We start from the raw sequence: 18,443 nt of genomic DNA on the forward strand, positions 1-18,443 counted from the left end.
ACCTGCTTGTATTTGAGCGTTTTGGCAGTTACGGATATTTTTACTAGGGTGTGTCCTCATTTCAAAAATGGAGATAAAAATGAGATAAATTGCCGTCAAACGAGAAAAATAGCGTAGATAATATCGAGATACTAGCAAGCGATTTGACGCTGTTTGGCAAAATTTAGCCATTTTTAATCCGTTTAGATAACTGTCGTTTGAATTGAGGACATGCCCTAGACGCTGACTCGTATCGCTAAATAAAATAGCATCAGACAGCATGCCATTGACAATACCCAGAGGATAGAGCGGAACATTGCCAAATTAGTAATATACGCCACACAAAAACCAATTCGTATCATCACATACAGCCAAGCCAATACGTTGATAATCGATTGCGGTACAAAGAAAAGCATAGCTACCAATACTGCTGCCAAGAATACTGGCAAGGTTTCATAGCTGTTTTGTTGTGCTGCATTAGCACGTGCTGCCATGCCTGTCGCATTTTGAAAAAATTCGCGAGGATGTGCATTATTTCTGATTCTAAAGCCACCAGATACTTTTGCAACGATTGACACCGCCCATGGCAATAGACTTGCTACCACCATGGCCAAAATGGCAGACGCCACTTTATCAGTTACCAACTCAAAGAATGCACTTATCATTATATAAGTCCCTAGCCTGCAACCACTTCGAAATCATGGGTGATATTGACCCCACCTGCTACTAACATACGGCTGGCAGAACAGTATTTTTCTGCTGATAACTGGATGGCTTTTTCGACTTGTTTTTCTTTGACCTCTTGACCAGTGACAATGAAATGCATATGAATATCGGTATAGACCGCTGGTACGGTTTCAGCGCGCTGGGCGGTTAGCTCACAACGTACATCCGTCACTGCTTGGCGTGATTTCTGTAAAATCTCTACGACATCATAACTGGCGCAACCACCTAGTCCTAGCAAAATCAGCTCCATCGGGCTTGAGCCTTTTTCTTTATCAGCATCGATTTGTACATTATGTCCTGATGGTGACACACCCATAAAGGCTTTATTCTCTTGCCATATGACGCTTGCTTTTGATTCTGACATTGTAGATGTTCCTTATTTTAAATGGCGTATTGCCTATTATTATTGTGTGAATGATATATTGCCCAGCTAGTGTAGCATAAGCCAAAGCAAGATTTTATAGGCTCATTGTTTTGCTGTTAGCTCGCCAGTGAAATCTATGCTTTTACCACTTTATACATATCAGAATATTGAAGTTCGATAGTTTACTGAATAATCGTATGTCCATACGCCTATTACTACTCTTCGATACTTGCCTAAAAATACTGTATAAAAACCTACAAAAGTTTGTTTATAAATATTTGATTTTAAAAGGTAAAACTCGTGAAACATTTTATAGCAAAATACTGTTACACATTTTGCTTGTTTCTTGGTTTAATAACGGCAATGAATCTTGTTTTGAGCGAATATCGATAACAATCACCTTATAATAATTACGATTGCTATCACGGTTTTAAGTCAAAACAAGCTATTTTTAAACAAATTAAAAGGTTTAGTCATGATAGATGCAGACGGCTTTCGCGCCAACGTCGGCATCATCTTGGCAAATACACAAGGGCAGGTTCTGTGGGCAAAACGTATTGGTCACAACGCTTGGCAATTTCCGCAGGGTGGTATCGACCGCGGGGAGACGCCGATGGATGCAATGTATCGCGAGCTCTGGGAAGAGGTCGGATTACATCCGCGTCATGTAGACTTATTGGCAGTCACGCAAGACTGGTTGCGCTATCGTTTGCCAAAACGTTATGTACGTCATGGTCAGCATCCCTTATGTATTGGGCAAAAACAAAAATGGTTTTTGCTACGCTTAGATGAGCCAAACACTCAACATATCCGCTTTGATGAAGGGAAACCTGAATTTGACCATTGGCAATGGGTCAGCTACTGGTATCCACTCGGACAAGTGATTCACTTTAAACGAGGCGTTTATCGTCGTGCCTTACAAGAGTTGGTACGCGAACTCCCCCTAAAGCAAGAGCTGATCATTCCTGAGCAAAATAATCACCTGCTTATGTAATGAGTCACTCAATAGTACAATGCAAAACACCCACGATAGTAGCTAGAATGTTAGCAATTACCGTGGGTGTTTTTTTATTATCTATTAACGGTCACTTTGAATGACTGTCAAAATCTCGGCTAATAATATTAGCAATACAATATGCATCGCTCTCTTTGCGCAACGTTAAGATGCTTTGAGTGCGGGTACCATAAGTAGGTTTGCTGGTTTTGGTATCGCCAAAAGCGACGGGTTCAATATAAACAGACGATAGCATTTGCTCCACTTCAAATGCCACGCCAGTAATAGGCAGTTTGTCTTCTGGTGCTTTGATACTATCTGACAAGACATTAAAAGCCGCCGCTTGCCAGTACGCAGGCGAACTATCCTCCGCAATCAATGGCAGCACTTCTTGACGTAGTCGCCCGCGCAACCGCTCTGTCTTAAACCAGCTGTCCTCTGGTTGTCCGTTAGAGATAACATGTAGACCTGCATATAATGGCGTGGGTGCATGACCACGATTATTGACGATCACAGCTTGCACAGCATCACCAATAATCAGATTAAAACCCGCATAATCTTGCAAATCAATCTGCCGTGCAAAATCCATTGGACTTAGAGTCCCTGTCACGAATTCAGTGACCAACGCACCACGTGAGCGCTCATCACTGCTTGCCTGTACACCGTCACGAAAGTTCAATACCGCAGCCCAACGACCATTTTGTTCATAATACTCTGAACTCTGCGCTGGTGACGCTTGCTGATGAATGCCTAACCACGTACCACCGCTTTGCTTATCACGTCCAGCATAAATAGGTTGGTCAGACCACTGGTGGAGCGGCTCAGTTGGGCGCTGCAAAAACTCATCACGATTAGACAGTAGTACCAGTGGTAACTCATCAAATAATTGCCAAGCAATAGCGACAATACACATAGCTTTCCTTTTATAATAATTTTCGTTATGCGAGTAATTTTTAATAAAGGCAAAAATATTATTTCAGACTTTACCTATTAATAAGGTAGCCTTTATAGATAGTACTTATTAATTGCCAGTTAGCAACTTATTGGCAGGATAACTAATTTGGGAGGTTGAACGTATTACTTGTGATTGTTTACTTGGTAAGTTAAATTCCCACGCCACCATACCTTGATTGTCATTCCAATCTCGCTCAGTCACAGGCGGCGTATGCGTCACCGCAACCTTTAAACTATCGTCACGACTGATAGGTTCACTGCCCAGTACTTGTAAGCGTACGCTACGATTGTGCTGATTGGTAAACTGATAGGCCTTGGTAGTCGTCAGTGTTTGCGTACGGTTTAGCACGCCTTTTTCACCTTGCTTATCTTCATTGGTCAGCTCTTTTACGAGCATATTTGAGTCACGACCAAACCCAATCCCCTGCTCTTTTAGCACTTGATAATTATAACGCGACTGACCCACATAATTGTCATCACGGTACAGCTGTAGCGAACCATCGACCCAATCTGGCGTCAAAAACGGCGCTGATGCATACCAGTAGGCAGCAGTCTCAACACTTGGCGTACTGCGAATCCAGAGCTTACTATTACCTGCCTGCTCCCCAATCACGGTTCGTACCCGTCTCCCGTCACTCGGAATACTGACCAACTGCGGTAAACGATACTCGATGATGCCATTTTTATTTTGACTACTGACCGTAAAATTAGGTAGCGGCGCCATAGTTGCCCCTGCTCCTTTGTTATAAGCAGGCTCTTCCATCATAACAGGAGAAGTATCCATCATAGGTAGCTCACGTCTTACTCGAGAATCTTCGCTCTCTTCATACAATGACAGACGCTGTACATACGGCAGTTGCCCTGTCGTACTTTGATTGGGGTTCACGGTGCTGAGTGTCAGTGGTACGTTTGTCCAGTTCTCGCCAGTTTGCTGAGCAATAATCGCAGATGCTGTGATACTCAATTGATCACTATTTGTGTTTAGGCGAGCTTGATACGCAGGTTCCCAACCTGCACCTTGCACTTGATAATGCAACTTAATACTACTTGGCGAGCGGCTTGCCGTACGTACACTCACCTGTGTCACCTTGTTAAAGGTCGATGTCGTGCTGCCTGCCATCAGTTGATTCAGTGCGTCTTGGGCACGCGCTTGTCGCTGTTGAATCTCTAGAATTCTTTGGTTAATACTGGTCGCTTGAGTTTCTATATCGCGGGCATTATTGGCAATCGTACTAGCTGTATTGACTTGCGTGGCTTTGGTCAAATTCTGCAAGTAGGCCTTTGCTAACCGTGCCGCTTCTAATTCAGCATTGATATTGGCTAGGGTATTTTGCTGCGTCTGTACCTTGGCGTCACCTTGATACTGACATTGGGCTGCCTGCTCACCTGTCAGCTCTTCGATACTGACTTCCCCAACGTTGACACTACCTGTCGCTTGTACGCTTAGACTTTCTTTATCCATATAAGGTGAAAGGCAGGAAAACACCACCATTTGCTCACCGCTACCTGTGACTGGCAATGCGCGCGTCACGCTCGCTAGCCCCTGATAAATGGTCACTTGCTCGACGCTACTGGTGGCCGCTTGTGCCGAAGACAACCCCAAGATGCCACTACTACCAAGTACAAATGGCAAGATAGCAAATCTGGTCATTTGATTAAGTGGCGGCAATACGCTGCCATGCCCTGTTGAGACAGGCGAATCCGTTAATTGTGCGTTCATACATCATTCCTTAGCAGTAAAATCCATCATGGCAGCCACGCATTGGCTCAACGCGCAAAATAGTAACTATCTTAGAGATATTACCGTAGCCGTTTTGCAGGTCTTTGGCAATAAATGCTTTTGGCAGACAGCATTTTTAGTAATAAGCACTTTTAACGATAAATCTCTTCATATGATAGCTATGCAATTTTAAAAATTTGGTTTTCTGGATTGCACCATTTTTTTGTTCATCTCCCCTTTATGGTGCAATTTATTAACCATCCTGCACTAAATTAATGAATATATTAAACAGAACTTAATTATTGCTCAATTATTACTCGATTATTGGCTTTTTTAACTTGGCACAGAACTTGAACTCTTAATGGGTGTTCAGGAACATTATTTTACCTTTTGTATTTATTAGGAGATGTCCATGTTTTCGTTACCAATTTTAGCCAACACTCAAGTAGTAGACCCTCAATCACACGGAAAAATCAAATCGCGTTTATCGTTACTAGCGGTAGCCGTCGTTGGCAGCCTAAGTCTTATTGGTTGTCAAAAACCTGCCGAAACTGCTGCATCAACAGAGACCACAACTGAAACCAGCACAGAAACGACCACCGAGCCTGCTGCTGATGGCGACACTATCAAAGTTGGCATACTACATTCACTGTCTGGCACCATGGCCATCTCTGAAACCTCTCTAAAAGATACCGCGCTGATGACGATTGATGAAATCAATGCCAATGGCGGTGTGCTCGGTAAGCAACTAGAACCAGTCGTCGTCGACCCTGCTTCTGATTGGCCATTATTCGCTGAAAAAGCCCGTCAGCTACTCACTCAAGATAAAGTAGATGTCATCTTTGGTGGTTGGACATCGGTATCGCGTAAATCGGTATTACCTGTGGTTGAAGAGTTAAACGGATTGATGTTCTATCCAGTGCAGTACGAAGGACAAGAGCAATCAGAAAACATCTTTTACACTGGTGCGGCACCAAACCAGCAAGCCATTCCAGCAGTAGAGTACTTGATGAGCGAAGAAGGCGGCGGTGCAGAGCGCTTTGTATTGTTAGGTACTGATTACGTCTATCCACGCACCACCAACCAGATTTTAAAGGCATTTTTGAAATCAAAAGGCGTGGCTGATGCAGACATCATGGAAGAGTACACACCATTTGGTTTCAGCAATTATCAAACCATCGTATCTAACGTTAAAAAGTTCTCAACGGGCAAAAAGACCGCGGTTATCTCGACCATCAATGGCGACTCAAACGTTCCGTTTTATCGTGAACTAGCGAACCAAGGTATCAAAGCGTCAGACATTCCAGTCATGGCATTCTCAGTCGGTGAAGAAGAGCTACGTGGTATCGATACCAGTCTGCTACAAGGGCATTTAGCGGCATGGAACTACTTTATGTCGATCAAAAACCCGACCAATAGTGCCTTCACCAAACGCTATAAGCAGTATGCATTGGACCAAAAACTACCAAATGCTGAAAAAGTCGTGACCAATGATCCAATGGAAGCTACTTATGTCGGTATCAATATGTGGAAGCAAGCTGTCGAAAAAGCAGGTACGACTGATGTTGATAAAGTACGTATTAGCATGGCGGGACAAACGTTCGATGCACCTTCTGGCTACACGCTAAAAATGGATGAAGAAAACCATCATCTATGGAAGCCTGTCATGATTGGTCAAATTCGTGCCGACGGACAGTTTGATACGATTTTCAAAACGCCAGAAGTCATTCAAGCCCAGCCATGGAGCGAGTACATTCCTAAATAGGCTATTCCCTAAATAAGCCAGTACTGAAAAGCACGTGGATAGTAATTGAATAGTAGGCGGATGGATAAATGACACTGATAACAGTCCTAACGCCTACTTTTCACATTTATTTTCAACACTTATTCTCAACTTTTAAATAACACCAAACCTTATCAACTCTTCTATCGCTTAATCCGTTAAGTAGTAGTGGCTAAGGGTTTGTTGTCTATGAAAAACAGGGAGCCGCACATGCAGCACCATACTTTACGCCCGTTTGTAGGGCCAACATCGTCCAAAAGTGGTAATAACCCACAAGCATCAGCCAGTGAAGTCATGCAGTATGCGGCTCGTTTTTCAATTTATGCGCCTCTGCGTTTACTTGCATTGATGGCATTATGCATAACAACATTCATCACCACGGCGTATGCCGATCATGATGGTCAGGTACATGACCACGATACGGATACCGCTCATAGTGAGCAATCGTTGCTCACGCCTGCGAACATTCAAACCACCTCAGATACCTCAGTAGCAACTACAAGTTCAGGCGATGCCATTCAACAATTTGTAGCCGGTGATTTTAGTAAGCGCCAAGCCATGCTAAGTGATTGGCCAGGATCCGTTGAGAGTTTAGATAGTTTGGTTGAATTCATTGCCAATGATGAGCTATATCAAGGTAACAGTGGGCAAACGTATTTACTGAATAAAGATGATCAGCTATTTACCTATCCTGAGAAAAAAGAGACTGACGATTGGCCAAGTGATTTATCACAAATCACCCTAACCAATGCCCTTCGCTCAGCGCTCATCTTTGGTCAAGCCAAGGTAAAGCTAGCTTCTGACAAGCCCGCACAGCGCCTGCAAGCTGTAGAGATTTTGGCCGATAATATTGACCAAGTAGACCCAGCCATTATCACAATCGCTGCAGCAAATGAGGACAATGCTAAAGTTCAAAAAGCACTAACGGCACTACAAGCTCGTATTGATTTCAAAAACGGCGACCTACCCACTCAGATTGCAGCGGTCAACCTACTGGCAGATAGTGATAACCCACAAGTTTTGGTCGATATTGAATCTGCCCTCGCGGCTGATGGCTTAGATACCTCGCTCAAAGCTGCACTTATCGATGCTGAATCTAGCGTGTCACGTCGTATCGAAATCAGCACATGGACGGGTCATATCTTCACCGGTATGAGTACCGCTAGTATTTTACTGCTAGCGGCGCTTGGTCTCGCCATTACCTTTGGTTTGCTTGGTGTGATTAATATGGCGCATGGTGAGCTGATTATGATCGGGGCTTATACCACTTATATGGTTCAAAACTTCTTTCAAGCTTATATGCCAGATATGGCAGGTTGGTATTTGCTTGCGGCTATTCCAGCTGCGTTTTTAGTCAGCGCTGTTATCGGTATGATTATTGAGCGCATTGTCATTCGTCCATTATATGGTCGTGAGCTAGAGACATTATTGGCGACATTCGGGGTGAGCTTAATATTGATGCAGTTGGTACGGATGATTTTTGGTGCGCAGAACGTTGAAGTCAGTAACGTGGCATGGTTAAGCGGCGCATATCAAGTGTCATCAAGTTTGGTACTACCTTATAACCGTATAGCCATTATTGGTTTTACCGTCATCGTCGTGGCGCTACTGGTGTACTTACTTAACAAAACCCGCTTTGGTTTGTTTATACGAGCCGTTACCCAAAACCGTCAAATGGCACGTGCTGTCGGTATCCCTTCTGCACGTATCGATATGATGGCATTTGGTCTGGGCTCTGGGCTGGCTGGTATGGCTGGCTGTGCCCTTGCTCAAGTCGGCAACGTCGGTCCTGATCTGGGTCAAACTTATATCATTGATACGTTTTTGGTCGTCGTCGTTGGCGGTGTCGGACAAGTATGGGGCGCAGTATTGGCTGCCTTAGGACTTGGTGTGAGCGGTACGGTACTTGAGATTGGTATCGGTGCAGTATTGGCAAAGATTGTGTTGTTGGTTCTTGTGATTCTGTTTATTCAGAAACGGCCACAAGGTTTATTTGCACTCAAAGGCCGCTTTGTCGAATAAGGAGACTCCTATGATACTGTCCAAATTACTGTCTGATACACCGCGTAGTGCTGTTTTAATTGGATTATGTTTTGCCGTACTACTGATACTGCCTTGGCTACATCTTATGCCGGAGACTTCAGCTTTTCACCTTTCAGCCTACTGGATTACCTTGATTGGCAAAATCATGGCACTGGCCATGGTGGCTTTGGCACTAGATCTCGTCTGGGGCTATGCTGGTATTTTGAGCTTGGGACATGGCTTGTATTTTGCTTTGGGTGGTTATGCGTTTGGCATGTACCTAACACGTGAGACAGCAGGCGACGCGCTTCCTGACTTTATGCGCTTTTTGAGCTGGACTGAGATGCCATGGTACTGGGCTGGTACACAGCATTTTTGGTGGGCAGTCGCACTGGTTATATTAGTGCCTGGCTTAGTTGCTTTTCTCTTTGGTTTCTTTGCCTTTCGCTCCAAAATCAAAGGGGTTTATTTTTCTATCATCACTCAAGCCATGGTCTATGCAGCAGCCTTGCTGTTCTTCCGTAATGAGACAGGCTTCGGCGGCAATAACGGCTTTACTGGTTTTACTACTCTTTTAGGCTACGACATTACTGCTGCCTCAACTCGCTCAATGCTGTGTTTTGTCACGGCCGTAGCATTGTTAGTCTCTTATATGGGTTTGCGTCATTTAATGAACCAACCTTATGGGCGCGTACTTGGTGCGATTCGTGACAGCGAAAACCGCTTGCAGTATTTGGGCTACCGTACGCTGTGGTACAAGCTATCCGCTTGGGTATTATCCGCTGTCATCGCTGGTATCGCAGGTGCGCTATACGTACCGCAAGTAGGCATTATCAATCCGAGTGAAATGAATCCTGTGAACTCGATTGAGATAGCCGTCTGGGTAGCGACTGGTGGTAGAGGAAGCTTAATTGGCGCGATTTTAGGAACTGGTGTGGTAAATGCTGTGAAAACCTACTTTACGGTCGCCTACCCTGAGTTTTGGCTACTGATATTAGGCGGGCTATTCGTCGTCGTGACGTTGTTTTTACCTAATGGCATTATGGGCTTGTTCGATCGATTCAAAAAGGAGAAACAGTAATGCTAAATGATAAATCCTTATCAACTGAACAATCGACCAAAGCGCTGTCTGAATATGATCATACTGATGGACGTGACGGTCTCAGTCACCCCAAAAAATCAGGCGTCGATTTTAGCCATGGTATTGCTCTGTACTTAGAAGATGTGAGTGTCTGGTTTGATTCGTTTCGCGCACTTAACAATCTATCGCTCTATATCGAAGAAGGCGAGCTACGCTGTATTATCGGCCCCAACGGCGCTGGTAAAACCACGCTAATGGATGTCATCACAGGTAAAACCCGCCCTACGGAAGGCAGCGTGTTTTTTGGTCAGACTCATAACCTTGCCAACTTATCTACCGAACAAATCGCTGAAGCGGGTATCGGCCGTAAGTTTCAAAAACCTACTGTCTTTGAAAATTTTACCGTAATGGATAATCTGTTACTTGCTGCGCCGAAAGACAAACGTGTGGTTAAAAGCTTATTTAACAAACTCGATGCCGATACTCGCGATACCCTCGACGCTACCTTACAACAAATTCGCCTGACCGACAAAATCAACAAGCCAGCTGGATTGCTTTCACATGGGCAAAAACAATGGTTAGAGATTGGCATGCTGTTAATGCAAAGCCCCAAGCTGATTTTGCTTGATGAGCCCGTAGCAGGTATGACCGATGCAGAAACTGAACATACCGCCGAGCTGTGTCTACGCCTTAAAAAGAATCATACCTTGGTCGTAGTTGAGCATGACATGACCTTTATCGATGCTATCAGTGAAAAAGTCACGGTATTGGCACAAGGAGCGATTTTGGCCGAAGGTACATTAGCTGAAGTGCAAGCCAATGAGGCAGTGATTGAGTCCTACTTAGGTCGATAGCTAAACGTATCATCTAGACGAGCCAAACGAATATAACCTTTAAAATATTAGAAAAGTTTTAGAGTTTAGGAGACAGCCATGTTACAAGTGAACGATATCAACCAATATTACGGCGGCAGTCATATTTTACGAGACGTCTCGTTTACAGCGCCTGTAGGCGCGTGCAGCGTGGTACTTGGACGTAACGGCGTAGGCAAAACTACGCTACTTAAATGCCTGATGGGGATACTACCGATCAAATCAGGAGAGATTTTGCTTAATGATAAAGACATTAGTAAAATGTCTCCAGAGCAACGTGTCCGAGCAGGTTTAGCTTATGTACCCCAAGGTCGTGATATTTTTTCGACACTGACGGTAGAAGAGAACATATTAATTGGTATGGCAAAGTTTTCACGCAGTAAGGCCAAACATGTACCTAAGCATTTATACGATATTTTCCCCGTACTCGATGAGATGAAACATCGTCGTGGCGGTGATTTGTCTGGTGGTCAGCAGCAGCAGCTTGCCATTGCACGCGCCTTAGCCTCCGAGCCGACTGTGTTGATTTTAGACGAGCCAACTGAAGGTATCCAACCCTCTATTATAAAAGATATTGGCCGTGTCCTTCGAGACCTAGCAGATAAAGGTGACATGGCCATTGTGCTGGTTGAGCAATTCTATGAATTTGCCGAAGAGCTAGCTGACAATTACACGGTACTATCACGTGGTAAAGTAGTCTCACAAGGTGCAGGCGACACAATGGTCGAAAATAACGTACAAGATCTGGTCGCCATCTAATTTCTTTTAATAATAGATGTAATAATACAAATTGGTAGTGAACGCTCGATAATGCTAAAAATGGCATTTTTATCCCAAGCTGCTAGCTACCAAGATTACATATCATCACGAAAACACTCCTTAATTAAAGTCACTTTTTTCACCTCACTTCTTATTTTTTGACGCTTAGCCTATACATTCTCTACTATCTAAAAAACTCAAATTACTCATACACTCTGATTGGTGTCATAGCAATTATGTATGCCCAGCGAACGAAATTTGCTATTATAGTCAGCATTTTATTATCAATATTATGATGCCCTTATGATGATTCATCCTCAGTACGATCCTGTAGCATTAGCAGTTGGACCCGTCGAAGTCCATTGGTATGGGCTGATGTATTTGTTGGCATTTGCCGCCGCCTACGGACTGGCATGGTATCGCAGTACCAAGCGTGAAGGCTGGACGACAGATATGGTCTCAGACCTAGTGTTCTTTGGCGCACTTGGTGTGATATTAGGTGGTCGTGTCGGCTATGTATTGTTTTATCAGTTCGGTGAACTGCTTCAAAACCCTGCCTATCTGTTCAAAGTCTGGGAAGGCGGCATGTCATTCCATGGCGGCCTGATTGGTGTCATGTTGGGTATGCTGTATTTTGCCCGCAAATATAAAAAGACACCTTTCCAAGTGCTCGATTTTGTCGTTCCCTGTGTACCAACTGGTTTATTGTTCGGACGTATTGGTAACTACATCAATGCCGAGCTATGGGGCCGCGTCTCTGACGGTGGCTACAACTGGTTGACCTACTTCCCGCAGGCCGCTAGCGTTGATATGCAGCAGCTACAAGCCAATCCTGCGCTGCAAGACCTTATGACTGAAGTCAATGGTCAGTACCTGTTGCCTCGTCACCCGTCACAACTATATGAAGCCCTTGCAGAAGGTCTGCTGTTGTTTCTATTCTTGTGGTGGTACTCATCGAAGCCCCGTCCTCGTATGGCAGTGACCGGTGTCTTTATGCTTGGTTATGGCTTTAGCCGATTTATCATTGAGTTTTTCCGCCAGCCAGACATCGACCAAGGATTCATCTTGCTAGGCTGGATGACCAAAGGTCAGATACTAAGCGCCCCAATGATAATTATCGGTCTGTTCTTGATCGGTTACGCTTACAAACGCGGCATCTACGACTGGGGTAAGCAAGCTGCTTATTAAGTACGAGAGAAAATAATGTACGAACTCATAAAAATGGACGCTGTGTTAACAAGATATACTCCTTTTGTGAAGCTTATATCTATGTTAGAGCAAGGTTTTTTTATACCTAAAACAAATCTATTTGTTGATAACTGGGAAGGAAGTCTTCATTTATTTAACGGCAAAAAAGACCATTTTCAAACTGAAAATCAATTGGTAGCTGCAAAAGAATGGGTTTATGTAAGCTGTTGGTATTTAGACGAACCTGAATCTCATGCTATGTGGAATAGTTATGGACAGTCCAATGATTCTTTAGCAATTCAAACTACTCATCAAGATTTTAAGCTATCTTGCTCTCGTTCAAAAATTAATATGCTTGCTTATTTTGATAGGGTTAGATATCAAGAACCTAATACTGCTCAAAGGCTTTACAACGATCATCCTATAATGCGTTGGTATGACGAAGAGTATTCTTTCAGTGACTCTGTTTTCAATTACCTGCCATTGCAGCTCTATCACAAACATAAAGCTTTTTCATTTGAAAATGAAGCAAGATTAGTATTAGTAGATAATGGCGCTACTTTAGAAAGTAATAATAAAGAAGCTGGTCTCCATCTTTCTACTGAGCATAGTAGAAAAATGATAACGAAAATTATTTTACATCCCAATTCTTCAGCTTGGTTTGAAGATACTGTCCGTAAACTTATTAATGATACATATAAGCTAAATATTCCGATCTGTAAATCATCATTGGTTGGTCATAAAAATTAATCTAGCTGAACATTAAAATCTTTTAAATATTTATTGAAGTTGAAAAATATGATGAATAGTAATAACGAGCAGGCATATCTTGATTTGCTACGCCACGTTCTCGACAATGGCACTGAAAAAGGTGATCGTACTGGTACTGGTACGCTTAGCCATTTTGGCGCACAGCTACGCTTTGACTTAGCAGAGGGATTTCCACTGCTAACGACCAAAAAAGTTCACTTTAAATCCATCGTCTATGAGCTATTATGGTTTTTAAGTGGCAGTACTCATGTCGATTATCTCCAACAGAATAACGTTCGTATCTGGAATGAGTGGGCAACAGCAGAACAGACCGCGCGCTTTAACAGACCTGCTGGCGATTTGGGCCCTATTTATGGTCATCAATGGCGTAACTATGGTGCGACCAAAAATGAAGATGCTAGTTATAATGCTGATGGTGTCGATCAAATCGCACAGGTCGTTGAACAGATAAAGACCAATCCGAATTCACGCCGTTTGATTGTTTCTGGCTGGAATCCAGGTGAGGCAGAGCAAGTAGCCCTACCACCATGTCATACGTTATTTCAGTTCTTTGTCGCAGACAATAAGCTGTCATGCCAGCTATATCAACGTTCTGCTGACTTATTCCTAGGCGTGCCTTTTAACATTGCAAGCTATGCGCTATTGACTCATATGATCGCGCAGGTATGTGGTCTAGAAGTTGGAGAGTTTGTTTGGACGGGTGGTGATTGTCATATTTACCAAAACCACCGTGAACAGGCCGAGCTACAGTTAACACGCTCGCTATATAAACTGCCGACATTGTCTTTGAACCCTGAAGTAAAAGACATATTTGCGTTTGAATACGAAGACATTAGTGTCAATGACTATGAATCGCACCCTGCTATCAAAGCAAAAGTCGCCGTATAAAGTTAGTCTGATTAACTACATTAAATAAGAGCAAGATTTAAAAATACAATAAAAAGGATATATTATGAGCTATGCCCATACCGAAGTTGCCCAAATCGCTGCTATTAGTAGCAATCGCTGTATCGGCAAAAACAATGAGCTACCGTGGCATATCTCAGCAGATTTGCAACATTTCAAAAGCATGACGACCAAAGAAAACGATAGCAAGATTCAAGGTATCGTGATTATGGGTCGTAAGACATTTGAGTCGATGGGTAGCAAACCATTACCCAAGCGCGTGAGCTTCATTGTCACGACACAGATGGATTATGCTGAGACAAAAGGTCTCGCAGATAGCAGCAACGCCTATGTGGTACACAACCTAGACGATGCCCTGACACAAGCAGCTAGCCTTGCTCATGGCGCGCATCTCGATACGATTTGGGTGATTGGCGGTGAGCGAGTATTTAATGACGCTCTGATGTACACCGACCGTATTGAGTTGACTCATGTAGATACTGACATTGCTGACGGCGATGCATTTTATCCTGAGTTGCCAGAACGCTTTAAAGTAGCAGACGAATCTGAGCAAATGCACGATGAAAAAAGCGATTTAAGCTTTAAATTTACCACTTATAAAGTAGAAACTGATAAGTAGTAAAAGCCTATTAAAAAAGGGGCAGTCTTGGATAAGTAAAATTATCTAAGATAGCCCCTTTTTTTGTTTAATCTTCACACAGTCTTATTTATAGACAATCAATAAAAACTGCTGCTTGATAATATCTAATCCATTACTCATGCAATACCTTGTACACCGTTTTTGCGAGTACTGGTCCGATACCTTGTACGCCTGCCAACTCCTGCTGTGAAGCGCCTAATAGCTGCTGCATACCACCAAAGTGATTGAGCAAGTCACGACGACGTTTTTCACCCAGTCCCGGTATTACCTCTAGCACTGATGATGAGCGACGCTTATCGCGTTTTTTACGGTGAGCGGTAATCGCAAAACGATGCGCCTCGTCACGAATATGCATCAGCAAGTGCAATGCTTTGCTATCCATCGGTAGATCTAACGGTTCGTGATCGATAAAGTGCAATACCTCAAGCCCAGCCTTGCGCCCTTCTCCTTTTGCCACACTAATGAGCAAGGTGTCGCCAAGAATACCCAACTCAGTTAATACTTCTTTGGCAATACCAAGCTGACCTTTACCACCATCAACCAATAGCAAGTCCGGCAATGGCTGCTTTTTATAACGTCGGGTCAGCACTTGTTTCATCGCTGCATAGTCATCGCCGCCTTGGATATCATGGATAGCATACTGACGGTAATCGCGACGACGCGAGCCACCTTGATCAAATACCACGCAGCTGCCAATGGTCGCCTCACCCATCGTGTGGGAGATATCAAAACATTCAATGCGATCAATCGTCCGATCGGTGACAGTCGCCAATACGTCTTTTAGTGCGCCAAAGCGTGCATGCAGCTCTAAATAATCGCCAAGCTTGGTTTTTAATGCATTACTGGTATTTAATGTTGCTAAGTCCAGCCACTCTGAACGGTGTTCGCGTACATTGGTCTTGATGACTACTTTATTACCAAAGTGTGTTGCCAATGCTTCACTCACTGCCACCTGATCTGGTATCTGATGGCTCAATATGATTTCAGCTGGCAGATCATCGGTCACTTGGAAATAGAATGACGTAATAAAGGCCGATAAGTTATCTGCTAACGACTCACTACTATCCACATCTGGGAAATAGTTTTTTCCGCCCAATACACGGCCGCCACGTACTGTCAGTACGTTCACACAAGTCATGCCAGCCTGACTGGCAATGGCAATCACATCTGCCTCACCTTGTACGGTATAGACCGCTTGCCTTGCTTGTACTTCACGTAACATAGACAGCTGATCGCGATAAAATACCGCCTTTTCAAAATCTAGTGCTTCAGCTGACGCTTCCATCTTTTCAATCAACGTACTATGGATATCGCTAGAGTCACCCTTTAAAAAACGAATGGTATTATTCACATCTTCTGCGTACTCTTCTGGCGAAACCAAACCGACACAAGGCGCACGGCAACGTTTGATCTGATACTCCAGACAAGGACGCTGACGCTGCTTAAAAAAGGTGTTAGTACATTGACGCATTTGAAACATCTTCTGCATCAAGACCAATGTTTCTTTTGCCGCATGTGCAGAGGGAAACGGGCCAAAGAATCGACCTTTTTGGTGATTGCCTTTGCCGCGACCGTAAGCCAAACGTGGATAAGGCTTATCGGCTGAGATAAACACATAGAGGTAAGATTTATCATCACGCAGTAGCACATTATAAGGTGGACGATGCTCTTTGATCAGATTCTGCTCGAGCAACAGCGCTTCGGTCTCACTACGCGTAATGATAGTCTCAATATTATGAATCCGCGCCACTAGCGCCCGTGTCTTTGGATGATCAATCGTTTTGGCAAAATAGCTATTTACCCGATTTTTTAGCGATTTAGCTTTACCAACATATAATATATCGCCGTTCTTACCCAGCATCTTATACACCCCTGGTAAATTAGGCAGGCGTTTAATCAAATGCTTAAGACGGGCTTTTTTATCATCGACAGGACTCGATTCTGAGACATTAACCATAGAATTTATTGCTCTTAAAAATCTTAGTAATACTGCTAGTTATGGGGCGGGAGTCATTGTTTTACAAGCCAATTATTATCATAGCTTCACCCATAAAAAAGCCAGCTTTCGCTGACTTAGTTTGTTCTATGATCGTTTATTCAGCAACATACTACTAATGACGGAAGTTTGCCATCAATGCTGGGATGCCTGGCAACATACCAACGATAGCCATCACGCCAGTCAATACCACAAACATAATACCTGGTATGATCCAGCGGCTCATCTTAGTCAAATTGGCGCTACGTTCTTTAGAGCCAATCAAGCCCAAGTTATCAAGTAATAACGTAAGTGACCAACCAAAGGCAGGGTTTACCAATGCAGAGGCAAACACCACAATCGCAGCAGATTGGGTCGTTTTTCCTTCGCGAGTCATTTCCATGCCAGCTTCAAGCAGTGGAATAAACACCCCAACGATCAATGCCACACACATCACTGGCTGCCAAATAGCCAAATCCATTGGATAGCCCCAAACCCCTGCGATAATACAGAACAATGCCGTCAATAAGGCACCGGCAGGAATCGGACGTTTGGCAATCGCTGCTGGGACAATATACGTGCCCCACGATGACGCAAAGTTAGCACCGCCCAATACAGAGCCGACGACCTGACGAAACGAAGCGCTGGTCATCGTGTCATCGATATCCATGAGTACCTTTTCAGTACGTTTAGGATAGCTGATTTTCTGAAAGACCTGATGACCCAAGAAGTCTGGTGACCACATCGCAACGGCCAAAATAGCAAATGGCAGTACGACAATAAAGCTTTCAACCGTCGGTAATCCTAGCATCCAACCAGTATTTTCACCCCACCAATACATCGGGTTCATATTCGGTAAGCCTGGTGCGGTTTTAAACTCAAAAGGAGCGCCCAATGCAAATGCAAGCCCGCCACCTAAGACACAGCTTAGCGGCACCGCAAGCCAGCGTTTTTGCCAATGTTCAAGCAATGCATACAACAGGATAGTCGCCAGAATAATAAAGAAAGCGATATGTGACATGCCAATCCCTTCTGCCCAAGCAAAGAGATTTTTGACCTGCGAGGTGGTTCCGATAAAGCCCAAGTAAATCAAGAGGCCACCGCACACACCTTTACTGGTTAAGTTGGCTAGTAGACTTCCTCCTTTACTAATCGCAAGGAGCAGACCAAAAGCACCGATAAGCAAACCAAAGGCCATCGGGTGCCCACCAGCTGCTACCACAATAGGAATCAGAGGGATTAATGGGCCGTGAGTACCAGCGAGGTTGGCCGTCGGCAGTAGAAAGCCCGAAAATAAAATAATAAAGAAGGAGACGATCAATAGCTCATATCGCACGTTTTCTAAGACAAACGCATCACCTAAGCCGAGTGGACCTGCAAAGGTTGCTGCAATGGCGCCCACCATAACAACTTTACCGATGGTCGCGGCCATTGCTGGAATAGTATCTTCGTATTCAAAACGGTAATCACGGAATGGTAAATTAGGACGCCAGCGTTTCGGCTGCATGATTTGTAATTCATGGTTTAAATAAGCATCACGACTGTCAAAACTAGAACTGGGCTTATGCAAATCTACATAACTGCCTTGTACTTGACTGTCGTGGTTTACGTTCGAGGTCGGCGTATTAGACCCTGAAGAGGGGGTCTGAGGGTTACTCATCACATTTCCTTGTGTCGATTACGTCTTTGATTGACTACACACGCTCTGC

General features: G+C 43.9%; 16 protein-coding genes. 10 read left to right on the plus strand and 6 right to left on the minus strand.

The window, feature by feature from the left end; translation table 11 throughout:
* Positions 1 to 215: 215 nt before the first annotated feature.
* Both JMX96_RS11530 and JMX96_RS11535 read right to left on the minus strand, forming a co-directional pair.
* A complete protein-coding gene (locus tag JMX96_RS11530; protein ID WP_406947838.1) occupies positions 216 to 644 on the minus strand; it encodes an MAPEG family protein in 429 nt (142 codons plus the stop codon).
* A gap of 11 nt (positions 645 to 655) precedes the next feature.
* Entirely contained in the window at positions 656 to 1,069 is a 414-nt protein-coding gene (locus JMX96_RS11535) for an OsmC family protein (RefSeq protein WP_201549050.1), read from the minus strand.
* 475 nt (positions 1,070 to 1,544) lie between these two features.
* On the opposite strand from JMX96_RS11535, the gene JMX96_RS11540 reads away from it, so the two are divergent.
* Positions 1,545 to 2,063, plus strand: coding sequence for an RNA pyrophosphohydrolase (locus tag JMX96_RS11540; protein ID WP_057761956.1), 519 nt, complete (start codon positions 1,545 to 1,547; stop codon positions 2,061 to 2,063).
* 91 nt (positions 2,064 to 2,154) lie between these two features.
* Here the strand turns inward: JMX96_RS11540 and JMX96_RS11545 are convergent, their stop codons facing one another.
* Both JMX96_RS11545 and JMX96_RS11550 read right to left on the minus strand, forming a co-directional pair.
* Positions 2,155 to 2,976, minus strand: a complete 822-nt coding sequence (locus JMX96_RS11545; protein WP_201569180.1) for an NRDE family protein — start codon at positions 2,974 to 2,976, stop codon at positions 2,155 to 2,157.
* Positions 2,977 to 3,084: 108 nt separating this feature from the next.
* Complete coding sequence (locus JMX96_RS11550) at positions 3,085 to 4,737, minus strand: DUF4139 domain-containing protein (RefSeq protein WP_201569182.1); 1,653 nt, start codon at positions 4,735 to 4,737, stop codon at positions 3,085 to 3,087.
* A gap of 412 nt (positions 4,738 to 5,149) precedes the next feature.
* On the opposite strand from JMX96_RS11550, the gene urtA reads away from it, so the two are divergent.
* The 9 genes from urtA (at position 5,150) to JMX96_RS11595 (ending at position 14,738) form a co-directional block, all read left to right on the plus strand.
* Entirely contained in the window at positions 5,150 to 6,502 is a 1,353-nt protein-coding gene (gene urtA / locus JMX96_RS11555; protein ID WP_201569184.1) for an urea ABC transporter substrate-binding protein, read from the plus strand.
* 312 nt (positions 6,503 to 6,814) lie between these two features.
* Positions 6,815 to 8,542, plus strand: a complete 1,728-nt coding sequence (gene urtB, locus JMX96_RS11560; RefSeq protein WP_227677042.1) for an urea ABC transporter permease subunit UrtB — start codon at positions 6,815 to 6,817, stop codon at positions 8,540 to 8,542.
* A gap of 10 nt (positions 8,543 to 8,552) precedes the next feature.
* Entirely contained in the window at positions 8,553 to 9,623 is a 1,071-nt protein-coding gene (urtC, locus tag JMX96_RS11565) for an urea ABC transporter permease subunit UrtC (protein ID WP_201569186.1), read from the plus strand.
* Positions 9,624 to 9,667: 44 nt separating this feature from the next.
* Positions 9,668 to 10,477 (plus strand): urea ABC transporter ATP-binding protein UrtD, encoded by an 810-nt coding sequence (gene urtD / locus JMX96_RS11570; RefSeq protein WP_413786746.1) that lies wholly within the window; start codon positions 9,668 to 9,670, stop codon positions 10,475 to 10,477.
* A 78-nt stretch (positions 10,478 to 10,555) separates the two neighbouring features.
* Positions 10,556 to 11,254, plus strand: coding sequence for an urea ABC transporter ATP-binding subunit UrtE (urtE, locus tag JMX96_RS11575; protein ID WP_101204888.1), 699 nt, complete (start codon positions 10,556 to 10,558; stop codon positions 11,252 to 11,254).
* 303 nt (positions 11,255 to 11,557) lie between these two features.
* Positions 11,558 to 12,442, plus strand: a complete 885-nt coding sequence (gene lgt, locus JMX96_RS11580) for a prolipoprotein diacylglyceryl transferase (protein WP_057761969.1) — start codon at positions 11,558 to 11,560, stop codon at positions 12,440 to 12,442.
* A 33-nt stretch (positions 12,443 to 12,475) separates the two neighbouring features.
* On the plus strand, positions 12,476 to 13,192 hold the full coding sequence (locus JMX96_RS11585) for a DUF2971 domain-containing protein (protein ID WP_201569190.1): 717 nt from the start codon (positions 12,476 to 12,478) through the stop codon (positions 13,190 to 13,192).
* Positions 13,193 to 13,240: 48 nt separating this feature from the next.
* A complete protein-coding gene (locus JMX96_RS11590; protein ID WP_201569192.1) occupies positions 13,241 to 14,101 on the plus strand; it encodes a thymidylate synthase in 861 nt (286 codons plus the stop codon).
* A 64-nt stretch (positions 14,102 to 14,165) separates the two neighbouring features.
* Positions 14,166 to 14,738, plus strand: a complete 573-nt coding sequence (locus tag JMX96_RS11595; RefSeq protein WP_201569194.1) for a dihydrofolate reductase — start codon at positions 14,166 to 14,168, stop codon at positions 14,736 to 14,738.
* A gap of 133 nt (positions 14,739 to 14,871) precedes the next feature.
* Here JMX96_RS11595 and uvrC read toward each other — a convergent pair whose 3' ends face one another.
* Together uvrC and JMX96_RS11605 are read right to left on the minus strand one after the other, a co-directional pair.
* Positions 14,872 to 16,716: an excinuclease ABC subunit UvrC gene (gene uvrC / locus JMX96_RS11600; protein WP_201569196.1), complete on the minus strand. Its 1,845-nt coding sequence runs from the start codon at positions 16,714 to 16,716 to the stop codon at positions 14,872 to 14,874.
* Between the two features lie 154 nt (positions 16,717 to 16,870).
* Entirely contained in the window at positions 16,871 to 18,394 is a 1,524-nt protein-coding gene (locus JMX96_RS11605) for a DUF3360 family protein (protein WP_201569198.1), read from the minus strand.
* Between the last annotated feature and the right edge of the window lie 49 nt (positions 18,395 to 18,443).

Source organism: Psychrobacter sp. JCM 18900 (genome assembly GCF_904846625.1).
In the GTDB taxonomy this organism is placed as follows: domain Bacteria; phylum Pseudomonadota; class Gammaproteobacteria; order Pseudomonadales; family Moraxellaceae; genus Psychrobacter.

Coding starts and splice junctions, on each gene's coding strand:
- JMX96_RS11540 (WP_057761956.1), top strand. CDS start 1,545: ATGATAGATGCAGACGGCTTTCGCGCCAACGTCGGCATCATCTTGGCA.
- JMX96_RS11585 (WP_201569190.1), top strand. CDS start 12,476: ATGGACGCTGTGTTAACAAGATATACTCCTTTTGTGAAGCTTATATCT.
- lgt (WP_057761969.1), top strand. CDS start 11,558: ATGATGATTCATCCTCAGTACGATCCTGTAGCATTAGCAGTTGGACCC.
- JMX96_RS11595 (WP_201569194.1), top strand. CDS start 14,166: ATGAGCTATGCCCATACCGAAGTTGCCCAAATCGCTGCTATTAGTAGC.
- JMX96_RS11535 (WP_201549050.1), bottom strand. CDS start 1,069: ATGTCAGAATCAAAAGCAAGCGTCATATGGCAAGAGAATAAAGCCTTT.
- urtA (WP_201569184.1), top strand. CDS start 5,150: ATGTTTTCGTTACCAATTTTAGCCAACACTCAAGTAGTAGACCCTCAA.
- JMX96_RS11590 (WP_201569192.1), top strand. CDS start 13,241: ATGATGAATAGTAATAACGAGCAGGCATATCTTGATTTGCTACGCCAC.
- JMX96_RS11530 (WP_406947838.1), bottom strand. CDS start 644: ATGATAAGTGCATTCTTTGAGTTGGTAACTGATAAAGTGGCGTCTGCC.
- JMX96_RS11550 (WP_201569182.1), bottom strand. CDS start 4,737: ATGAACGCACAATTAACGGATTCGCCTGTCTCAACAGGGCATGGCAGC.
- urtB (WP_227677042.1), top strand. CDS start 6,815: ATGCAGTATGCGGCTCGTTTTTCAATTTATGCGCCTCTGCGTTTACTT.
- urtE (WP_101204888.1), top strand. CDS start 10,556: ATGTTACAAGTGAACGATATCAACCAATATTACGGCGGCAGTCATATT.
- uvrC (WP_201569196.1), bottom strand. CDS start 16,716: ATGGTTAATGTCTCAGAATCGAGTCCTGTCGATGATAAAAAAGCCCGT.
- JMX96_RS11605 (WP_201569198.1), bottom strand. CDS start 18,394: ATGAGTAACCCTCAGACCCCCTCTTCAGGGTCTAATACGCCGACCTCG.
- urtC (WP_201569186.1), top strand. CDS start 8,553: ATGATACTGTCCAAATTACTGTCTGATACACCGCGTAGTGCTGTTTTA.
- JMX96_RS11545 (WP_201569180.1), bottom strand. CDS start 2,976: ATGTGTATTGTCGCTATTGCTTGGCAATTATTTGATGAGTTACCACTG.